The following is an 8764-nucleotide window of genomic DNA, read 5'->3' on the forward strand; positions in this document are numbered from 1 at the left end:
GCAGGTAGATGGTTGTGCGGTCGTACCCTACAGCCTTTTCTACCCGTTCAATTGTTAATAATTCACATGTGATCATAATTAGTCGCCTTGCTTATTTGTAGGGTAAAACGTAGCTGAACATTCTGACGGATAGTCGTTGGTGCCTACCTTGCGATATCCGGCGTCACATAGCATTTCAAGGTACTGTCGAACGCTGGTGGTATCAGGTGCATTGACGTACATGACGTGCATTTCATCGACCGCTATATCTCTTTCGGTAGCTTCCTGTGTTGCAATGCTTTCATTCAGACGGTAACCGGCTGCCAATACTGCTTTGGCGATTTTTCCCGGAAGTGGGTTTATCGAATAGAATTCGCCAACCAACACACCAAGTTCAAATTTAAGCACCCCTTCTAGCGTTTCCGGCCAAACATCGGTAGGTAGAAAATCCATACAGTGATTACTGATGATGTTCATCGTCAAGTCAGTAACCTCATCATCATTACGCTCTGGCTTCCTGTAGTGGGCCGCCCAGATAGCGGTGGTGATATCAGTACCTTCTCTTTTTCCAACAAAGACCATTCGGTGTGATATGCATTGAGGATTTTTCTTTTTAAATTTTAATATTTTCATTTTTTCCCCATTGATCTAGGTTTAATGTTTTTTGATGGTGTAGTATTCATCAAATTATTTAAGCTGATATTTGCTGGTGTATCTATTTCAATAGCAATTGCATCAGATAATCCATCAAGGATTGTAAGTACTGAATCAACCATGTTAGGGGTGTTCTCATCATCTGTCGTTAGTGTTCCTAGCCAGAGAGTAAGGACTGTTTGCGCTTGCTGGATACGGCACATAACATCATCAAGAGTGATTTGTTTTCTGCTCATGTCATTTTCTCCTGACTTGGAATGCGACCAGCAAATAAAATAATGTAATTACAAATTAATTGTTGCCGGGCTTCTTTATAGCTGCTAGCGGTTACACGTTTCATTACTGGCTTGGCTTTAATGTCAGAACGTTTAATAGTTGCAAAGATAAATATCGTTAAGTTAGAATCCATCTCAACCTTATAAAGACCATCGCAGGTATTATTTAAGGCCAGGCTCTGGTATTCGATTGGCGTCATTACCAGAGCCGAACTAATACGATTAGATAAGTTATTCATGATTTAGCTTTTCCGTTTTCATCATTATGAAAGAAGATCTAGATCTGCATTTAATTTATGGGCCAAGGTTTTTACTGCTGATATTGAGTCAACGTATTTTTTGTCAACTCCATCATCCAAATCCATTCGCTCAAGTATTAAACCAATTAGAGAGAATATATCGGCTGACTCATTGGTTATTTTTTTCAAAAGTAGTGTTGTTTGATTTTCCATGATTAACCCCGCTTGGCTTTCGATGGAGTTAATTTATCTCAAAGATAAACTTTGGTAAATAGCAAAATGATAAATAATTCACAGAAAAAATGTCATTTTAAGATAAAATAATGATATTTAAAGATAAATAACTTTACCTTTAAGATTTGGACGAAAAAAAACCAGCACAAGGCTGGTCAGTTTGATAAATATCAGTATTTAATTATCCGAGTCTGGAGTATGCCATCTGCCACTTGCCCACAATAAACCCCTCAATATGAAAATCTTCCTCATTCTCAGAATTTATCTCCCACCGCTCATAGGCGCTATTATCACTGATAACTGCAATCTTATCTTTCAGCATTTGTAAACGCTTTATGTGGGAGCCTTCCCCATAGGTGAAGGCATAAATACCATCACTCCTGAACGTTTTGACTGTAATATCGATAACAACTAGCTCCCCTGGATCAATTGTCCCCAACATGCTGTCACCATAGGCGGTTGTTAGCTTGAGTGAGTTGGCGGGGCGAGATCCAAACATGCGCTTCGCATATTCAGGGTCAATCTCTATTGACTGAATTATTTCAGGATAATCTCCGTTCACTCTCCCACCCCCGCAACTATGCAGTGTATCCAACAACTCCAGCCTGTATGGATGATCAGTATAGTTTTTACCGAGGTTTTGCAAGTTAAAACGAGTTCCTGCCGTGCTTTCACCAGAATTTATAGTAGATGGAATTTGTTGAGAGTGGTCATGGGGCACGTCCATCCAGCCTTTAGTTAGCCCAAGATTAGACTCAACACGCCTCGCTATGATGTCGCCTACGTTACGAGTTGCGTTATTGCTAACCAACTGGCTCAGTTGAGATGCGGGCAGTCCTATCGCGTCAGCAAATTGAGCTTTTGTTTTACCCTCTTGGATGAAGCTACCCATGAGAGCGCGCAAATTATTGCGTCTAAAGTCTTTAGTTTCCATTCGTATATAATCCCATCTGTTAGCAAAATGATAAATACCCAGAATGATAAATTTACCTTGTTATTAATTTATCGTAAAGATAAACTTTGATTTATCATTTTGTCATAGGGTTTTATTATGAGTCATGACTTACTTGGTTGGCGAAAAGTGTCTTCAGTTGAAGAGTGGCAGAGACTGGCAGACCTATCATGCACCTCTCCTGGTTACCTAAATTTGATTGCTTATGGGCACCGTAAAGCGTCTCCGGCATTAGCGAAAAGAATTGAAGTTGCCACCAGCGGCGCGGTAACGAAAGAGCAATTACGTCCAGATATTTATGGGGACTAATCCATGACTCCTAAAGTATCCGTCCAGAGGGTAGGTTTATGAGCCAGCTATTGAATTTACTGGATCGCCCAATAGCCTACCAGCGTTCATTTGTTCGTTTGGGGGTGGGTATCACCGGCGCTGTATTGCTTTCGCAAATGGTTTATTGGCACAACCGAATCACTAATGGTCAGTGGTTTTACAAAACACAATCTCAACTGGAGGAAGAAACGGGTTTAACACGTTATGAGCAAGAGGGGGCACGTAGAAAATTACGTGATATTGGTGTGCTTGAAGAATCCAAACAAGGTATCCCGGCAAAACTGTTTTTTCGGCTTAACCATGAGTTATTGCAGAGATTGTTATTAGAAACAGATACCCAACCCAGCGTGATGGATAGTCACATCCAAGGATGCGGAAATTCCACATACAGCGATGGGGGAAACCCACAGGCAGGTATGGGGCAAACCAGCGTACCGGCTAGTGGAAATCCCGCATCCATTCATACAGTAGATTACACAGAGACTACTACAGAGACTACAAACACACTTGCACCATCTGGCGATGATGCCCCTGCTAAGCGAATTAAAAACGATTATTCAGCAGAGTTCGAAACAGCATGGGCCAGATACCCAAAACGCGAGGGGAGTAATTCTAAACCCGCCGCGTTTAAGTGCTGGAATGCCCGAATCAAAGCGGGTGTCCCTTGTGAGGTTTTATTGGCGGGGGTAGAACGCTACGCCAAGTTCTGCCTGGCCAAGAGCCAGATCAATACATCTTACGTTATGCAGGCTACACGCTTCTTTGGCCCCGGATGCGAGTATGAAAATCCATGGTCAACCATGGCACCACCAGTAGCCAGCAACCACAAACAAAACACTCATGCAGGGTTCGCCAATCGCGATTACGGCGTAACTACAGCTCCATTCATGGGGAGGTTTAACGAATGATCAACGGCATGCCTACGATATGGGAGCAATCCATGCGGGAACTGAACAATAAGGCCCGCGACCTTGAAACCGAACTGAGTTTTTCCTCTGGCATTATCGCTTTCGAAGACCGCCACTTTGCCCATGGTTTTGATGAAACAAAAAACTGCCTCGCACACGGCGATTACCTCAGCGTTGGTCTGACCTGCCAATTTGCTGATCGTGTCGTTGAGCGCCGTTCCCGTTGTCCCGTCTGCATAACGGATGAAATCAATCAGGTGAACGGACAAATCAAAGACGCGCAGATCATGCAGCTTATCGCTGAGGCTCATATCAGCCCACGCTTTGAGCACTGTGATTTCAATAATTATCAGCCCGTCAATGACAAAGCCGCTAGCAACCTTGAAGTTTGCAAGAGCTATGTAAGTCACTGGCCACAGGTGAAGGAATCAGGTACCAGTTTGCTGCTTTGTGGTTCGTGCGGAACAGGTAAGAACCATCTGGCGGTTGCTATGACTAGGCAGATTATCGCTGAGCACCAGAATAGTGTTTTGCTGACCTCCGTGATGCGCATTACCCGCGCCATCAAACGCACATGGCAGAAAGACGCAGAAAACACCGAAGATGATATTTATCACCTGTACAGCACCTTGGACTTGCTGATTATCGATGAGGTGGGCGTTCAGTTCGGCAGCGAAGCGGAAAAGCTGATCCTGTTCGAAATCATCAATACCCGATATGAGAATTTCAGACCAACCATTCTGATTAGCAACTTAACGGTGAGTGAACTTAGCGACGTAATCGGAGAGCGGATCGTTGACCGGATGAGTGAGGGGGGTGGGGCTACTCTGGTATTTAATTGGGATAGTTTCCGCAAGGAAGCCGCGGTATGACACATGAAGAAATTGAAGGCGCGGTGATTGGGGCGCTGTTGTTACGTGATCTGGATGCCTACCCTCAAACGTTTGACGTGTTTTCTACGTTGCCGGTGGAGGCTTTCGGTACCCGGCGATATCGCGATATTTATCGTGAAATTATGCGACAAGCATTGAGTAAAAATGTGATTGATCCAGTGCTGGTCGGTGAGGCGTTAGGGGGGGAGTACCAGGCGATAATGTCCGCATCGGTAAAACTCTCATGGGCGATCGCTAATCTGGAGCAGTACGCCTCGCTGGTGGTGAAAAATCATTTCATTCGCAGCGCGGAGAGTGTAGTCGCTGACGCTATTACCGCCTTGGGTAGCGCTCGCACTGGCGATGAATCCATGTCCGCGATTGCTGGATTACTTGAAAGCCTCCAGAACATGAAATTGGACACCGGCGAGCTGGTGGCCGTGCATATTGATGATCTGCTGGCGGGAGTGTATAGCCGACTTGAAGAGAGGATGTCAGGTACAGGGGAAGGGCGCACGTTACTGACTGGCGTTGATGAGTTAGATGCTTTAACCGGCGGGTTTGATCTGACGGATTTAATACTGATTGCGGCCAGGCCATCGGTAGGTAAAACAGAATTTGCGCTCAATTTGATTGATAAAATTACCGAGAAAGGCGGTGGTGTGCTGCTGTTCAGTATGGAAATGGCGGCGATCCAGATAGCAGAACGACAAGTTGCCGGAGCTGGCGGTCTATCCACGTCAAAACTCAAATCACCCGAACAATTGAAAGATGAAGACTGGGCCAGAATATCAGCCGGTATTGGTCGAATGACTGGTCGCCCCATTTGGATTATTGACGCCAGTGAGTTAACGGTCGAACAAATCAAGCAATCAGCAATAGCCCATAAGCGCAAGCACCCTGAGTTGGCTGCTGTATTTGTTGACTATCTTGGGTTGATATCCGTTAACGAGCGCCAGCGCCACGATATCGCCGTGGGGGAAGTGTCCAGCGGTCTTAAGGCATTAGCCAAGCGCAATAAAACCCCGGTAATAGCATTAAGTCAGTTATCCCGAGGCGTGGAACAGCGAATGAACAAGCGCCCCGTGAATGCTGACCTGAAAGACTCAGGCAGCATTGAGGCTGATGCTGATTTGATCATGATGCTGTATCGCGACGAACTCTATGACGAGAACAGCCTCGCCAAAGGTATTGCAGAAATCAACCTGACTAAAAACCGCAACGGGCCATTGGGGACAATATACCGTCAATTCCGTTACGGGCATTTTATGTCAATTGATCAGGAAGAAGCGGCACGGCGCAGCCAACAGCAACCGGAACAAAAGACCCGTAGTTATTCAGGCAGGCACAAAATTTAAAGAAGAGGGCGGCATAGTGAAATTAGAATCAGCAATGAAGCAGTTCAGCGCCAAAAGTCAGATGATTACGGATTCGCCCCGCGCAACCTCTTCTGATTCGCTCAAGGGGCCTGATCTGGCCGCAGCAATGGGAATGGTTGAGGCTCGGGCAGGTTTCGGAATGGCTGCATATTTGGGTAAGGTTGGCATTAGCAAAGAAGACCGGATCAGAACCGTTGAACAACTGACCCAATTCGCCATAAAGAATGCCCCGAAACATGTCGGTAAAGCATCGGGCCGCCGAATGGCTCAATGCATGGTGATTCTGGCTAAATTTGCCTATGAGGAATACAGCAGTTCAGCGGCGGCAACCAGCCCATGCAAGCATTGCAAGGGAAAGGGATTAATTTACAGCACCCGCAAAGTGGTTAAACACCCAGGGTGTGGTGAGACAGATGCATGGGTTAAAGAAGAGCAAGTGGGCGAATTATGTAATTCCTGTAACGGAAAGGGCAAAATTTCCCATCGTTGTCGCTGCAATGGTACCGGTAAAGTGCGTGACCTTGAGAAATCCAAACGGCTTGGCGTACCAGTTGAGAAAGAGTGTGAGCGCTGTTCTGGAATTGGTTACAAACGGACACCCTCAACGACAGCTTACAGAGCAATTACAGCGCTGCTTCCTGAACTCAATGAAAGGACATGGCGGCGTAACTGGAAGCCATTCTATGAGTCGCTGGTGGCTAAATGTGACATTGAAGAGAGTTATGCGGAGGATGAGTTTCAAAAAATCACACGATAACGACATGATTGGCACTATTGACGACAAAGTTTAATTATTAACTTGCATTTTGTCCGAAATTGGCGTAATTTCCATAAACAGTGGGGTACTTGTATATAAGCCTCACTTTAAATAATTAAGGCCTCGCCATTGAGCGGGGTTTTTTATATGCGTGATAATCCCGTATGTAGAATTACCCGAAAGAATTTTTAGGCTCACTTCGGTGGGCCTTTTTGCATTTATGCGGGGGTAGTTGAGTGGCCCAACCTTAGCCTTCCAAGCTAATGACGCCGGTTCGATTCCCACTGACCGCTCCAAATAAGTTCCAAGAGAAAAACGTATCCGGCGTTGTTGATTGCACTATCGGCATTCCCTGCGGAAAATTGCCTGATGCGCCTCTCTGTTGGGGAATTCTTTTGAAGAAAGGCCGGTAACTATTCAACTCCTTGAGTTAATCGCTCAGGTGCTTTTTTGCATGCGTGATTTTCCCGTATGTCGAACTGGTTGAGTGTGGTTGGGCGGGTAAATCAATACTCGCCAAGGCGAACTGAACAGAATAATTCAAAACCCACATATCACTAGCTGTAGGCAATCGTTAATACCTGCATGCTGTCCATGTATGGCAAATCTATTTTAGGGATAACCTCGGTGGTTTTTTGTCTCTCTGATACTATTTCATAAGAAATACTTAACTAATTATGGTGAAATTCTATTTATAAAACTACACTTTGTAGGCTTAACAGCACTAATCGAATACCATAAGCTTTAAAGGAGTTTAACTATGGAAGCTACAGAGTTATCAGTTGTTAAAAAAATCTCATGGGGAAGCGTTATGGGGGGGGTTATTACAGTTATTGCTGTATCTCTTCTCTTGTCTATGCTTGGTACTGGTTTGGGGTTTTCTGTGGTTGACCCACAGTCAGATGACCCAGTTAATAGTGCTGGAACAGCTGTCGCCATATGGTCAGCATTGTCTGTTCTAATCAGCCTGACTGCCGGAGCATTCATATCTGGCCGTTTGGCTGCTAATGATGGTTTAATTCATGGTTTCCTGGTTTGGGCAACTTCGCTTATCGTGGCAACTATTCTTGGCGGTATCCTTGTTAGTTCAGCGGTTAAAACCGCAGGAAATGCATTTAGTGCTTTAGTTTCAGCTTCTGGGAATGTGATTAGCGGGGCAGGTTCAGTCATTGGCAGTGGGGCCTCAAGTGCTACCGATGTAGGTATCAATTTTTTTGATAAATTGGGTCTCGAATCAAACCTGCAATCTGAGAAACTTCAAGATGACATTGTAACAGCTCTGAAAAAGAGCAATATTCCTTCATTACAACCGGACTTCATGAGACAACAACTTGACGATGCAAAGAAAGAAATTGCTGAATCTGTGAAAGCGCTGGTGGTTGATCCGCAAAATAGCGATCAAATTATTCAATCATTACTTGATAAACTTAAGCGACATACTGATGCGATTACACAGGGTGTTGATCAAGATGCCGTGAAACAGGCATTGAAACAGAATACTAATTTGACGTCGCAAGAAATTGATAAAACCACACAGAACTTGATTGATGCTAAAGATAAGGCTAGTGAAATTGTTAACCAACGTCTTAAAGATGCAGAAGTTAATATTAATCAAGCAAAGCAAGAGTATGCTGAATTTGTACAAAAAACGAAAGATAAAGCAGAGAAAGTTGCATCAGCACTGTCTCGGGCTGCATTATGGTCCTTCTTTGCTTTGCTTATTGGCGCCATTGTGAGCGCAGCAGCAGGCTTGTGGGGAGTAAATACAAATCACAGGCGTTATTTAAAGGCATAAGCCATTAAAAATCAGCTGGTTAGATGTTATTGATGCATACTTTATTTTAATTTGAGTTACTCTTTATTTTAAGCCTAAGCCTCAGCCTCCGCTGAGGCTTTTTCAGTTTTAGCCCCCTGTCATCCAATCAACTCCACACTCACTATTAACAGATGAGTGGCTGCACTGGTGGGCTAAATTCCTTAACTACGCGCCCAACCCGCTGACCGGGAGGGGGAGATCATGAAAATGAGCAATATCGCTTCTAATGCTTCCTACCTGGCGTCGGGTGGTAGTTTTATTTTTTGGGCTAAAGAGCTGATTGCTGGCTTCACCCCTGATGAGTGGACGGTGATTGGTGTGCTTGGTTCGTTATTCTTTATGGCCCTGACATTCATGCTTAATGCTGGC

12 protein-coding genes are annotated in these 8764 nt (G+C 44.7%); 7 read left to right on the plus strand and 5 right to left on the minus strand.

Annotation, left to right across the window (positions count from 1 at the left end; genetic code table 11):
- Positions 1–78: 78 nt before the first annotated feature.
- The 5 genes from ACNSO8_RS01355 to ACNSO8_RS01375 all read right to left on the minus strand — a co-directional run bounded on the left by ACNSO8_RS01355 (position 79) and on the right by ACNSO8_RS01375 (position 2315).
- Positions 79–612: a hypothetical protein gene (locus ACNSO8_RS01355; RefSeq protein WP_418393591.1), complete on the minus strand. Its 534-nt coding sequence runs from the start codon at positions 610–612 to the stop codon at positions 79–81.
- Positions 609–869 carry a hypothetical protein gene (locus ACNSO8_RS01360; RefSeq protein ID WP_418393592.1) on the minus strand — a complete coding sequence of 87 codons (261 nt, stop codon included), beginning with the start codon at positions 867–869 and terminating at the stop codon, positions 609–611. Before ACNSO8_RS01360 ends, ACNSO8_RS01355 begins: the two co-directional genes overlap by 4 nt.
- Positions 866–1147, minus strand: a complete 282-nt coding sequence (locus ACNSO8_RS01365; protein WP_418393593.1) for a host cell division inhibitor Icd-like protein — start codon at positions 1145–1147, stop codon at positions 866–868. The genes ACNSO8_RS01360 and ACNSO8_RS01365 overlap by 4 nt, the downstream gene beginning before the upstream one ends.
- A gap of 24 nt (positions 1148–1171) precedes the next feature.
- Positions 1172–1360 (minus strand): hypothetical protein, encoded by a 189-nt coding sequence (locus ACNSO8_RS01370; RefSeq protein ID WP_025377648.1) that lies wholly within the window; start codon positions 1358–1360, stop codon positions 1172–1174.
- Between the two features lie 202 nt (positions 1361–1562).
- Positions 1563–2315: a S24 family peptidase gene (locus ACNSO8_RS01375; protein WP_411919573.1), complete on the minus strand. Its 753-nt coding sequence runs from the start codon at positions 2313–2315 to the stop codon at positions 1563–1565.
- A gap of 117 nt (positions 2316–2432) precedes the next feature.
- On the opposite strand from ACNSO8_RS01375, the gene ACNSO8_RS01380 reads away from it, so the two are divergent.
- The 7 genes from ACNSO8_RS01380 to ACNSO8_RS01410 all read left to right on the plus strand — a co-directional run.
- Positions 2433–2642 carry a transcriptional regulator gene (locus ACNSO8_RS01380; RefSeq protein WP_025377650.1) on the plus strand — a complete coding sequence of 70 codons (210 nt, stop codon included), beginning with the start codon at positions 2433–2435 and terminating at the stop codon, positions 2640–2642.
- Positions 2643–2680: 38 nt separating this feature from the next.
- A complete protein-coding gene (locus ACNSO8_RS01385) occupies positions 2681–3571 on the plus strand; it encodes a hypothetical protein (protein WP_418393594.1) in 891 nt (296 codons plus the stop codon).
- Positions 3568–4443, plus strand: a complete 876-nt coding sequence (locus ACNSO8_RS01390) for an ATP-binding protein (RefSeq protein WP_418393595.1) — start codon at positions 3568–3570, stop codon at positions 4441–4443. Before ACNSO8_RS01385 ends, ACNSO8_RS01390 begins: the two co-directional genes overlap by 4 nt.
- Positions 4440–5801 carry a replicative DNA helicase gene (locus ACNSO8_RS01395; RefSeq protein ID WP_418393596.1) on the plus strand — a complete coding sequence of 454 codons (1362 nt, stop codon included), beginning with the start codon at positions 4440–4442 and terminating at the stop codon, positions 5799–5801. Before ACNSO8_RS01390 ends, ACNSO8_RS01395 begins: the two co-directional genes overlap by 4 nt.
- A 16-nt stretch (positions 5802–5817) precedes the next feature.
- The gene (locus ACNSO8_RS01400; RefSeq protein WP_418393597.1) at positions 5818–6579 is read left to right on the plus strand and encodes an antitermination protein; all 762 of its coding nucleotides are present in this window, start codon (positions 5818–5820) and stop codon (positions 6577–6579) included.
- 760 nt (positions 6580–7339) lie between these two features.
- Positions 7340–8374: a CAP-Gly protein gene (locus ACNSO8_RS01405; RefSeq protein ID WP_418393598.1), complete on the plus strand. Its 1035-nt coding sequence runs from the start codon at positions 7340–7342 to the stop codon at positions 8372–8374.
- Between the two features lie 228 nt (positions 8375–8602).
- The coding region (locus tag ACNSO8_RS01410) for a phage holin (protein ID WP_418393599.1) at positions 8603–8764 on the plus strand (162 nt) is incomplete at its 3' end.

It is taken from the genome of Yersinia sp. LJYL362, assembly GCF_048323875.1.

Excerpts from the sequence above, each read along its gene's own strand:
- ACNSO8_RS01355 (WP_418393591.1), bottom strand. The coding sequence starts at position 612 with ATGAAAATATTAAAATTTAAAAAGAAAAATCCTCAATGCATATCACAC.
- ACNSO8_RS01360 (WP_418393592.1), bottom strand. The coding sequence starts at position 869 with ATGAGCAGAAAACAAATCACTCTTGATGATGTTATGTGCCGTATCCAG.
- ACNSO8_RS01365 (WP_418393593.1), bottom strand. The coding sequence starts at position 1,147 with ATGAATAACTTATCTAATCGTATTAGTTCGGCTCTGGTAATGACGCCA.
- ACNSO8_RS01370 (WP_025377648.1), bottom strand. The coding sequence starts at position 1,360 with ATGGAAAATCAAACAACACTACTTTTGAAAAAAATAACCAATGAGTCA.
- ACNSO8_RS01375 (WP_411919573.1), bottom strand. The coding sequence starts at position 2,315 with ATGGAAACTAAAGACTTTAGACGCAATAATTTGCGCGCTCTCATGGGT.
- ACNSO8_RS01380 (WP_025377650.1), top strand. The coding sequence starts at position 2,433 with ATGAGTCATGACTTACTTGGTTGGCGAAAAGTGTCTTCAGTTGAAGAG.
- ACNSO8_RS01385 (WP_418393594.1), top strand. The coding sequence starts at position 2,681 with ATGAGCCAGCTATTGAATTTACTGGATCGCCCAATAGCCTACCAGCGT.
- ACNSO8_RS01390 (WP_418393595.1), top strand. The coding sequence starts at position 3,568 with ATGATCAACGGCATGCCTACGATATGGGAGCAATCCATGCGGGAACTG.
- ACNSO8_RS01395 (WP_418393596.1), top strand. The coding sequence starts at position 4,440 with ATGACACATGAAGAAATTGAAGGCGCGGTGATTGGGGCGCTGTTGTTA.
- ACNSO8_RS01405 (WP_418393598.1), top strand. The coding sequence starts at position 7,340 with ATGGAAGCTACAGAGTTATCAGTTGTTAAAAAAATCTCATGGGGAAGC.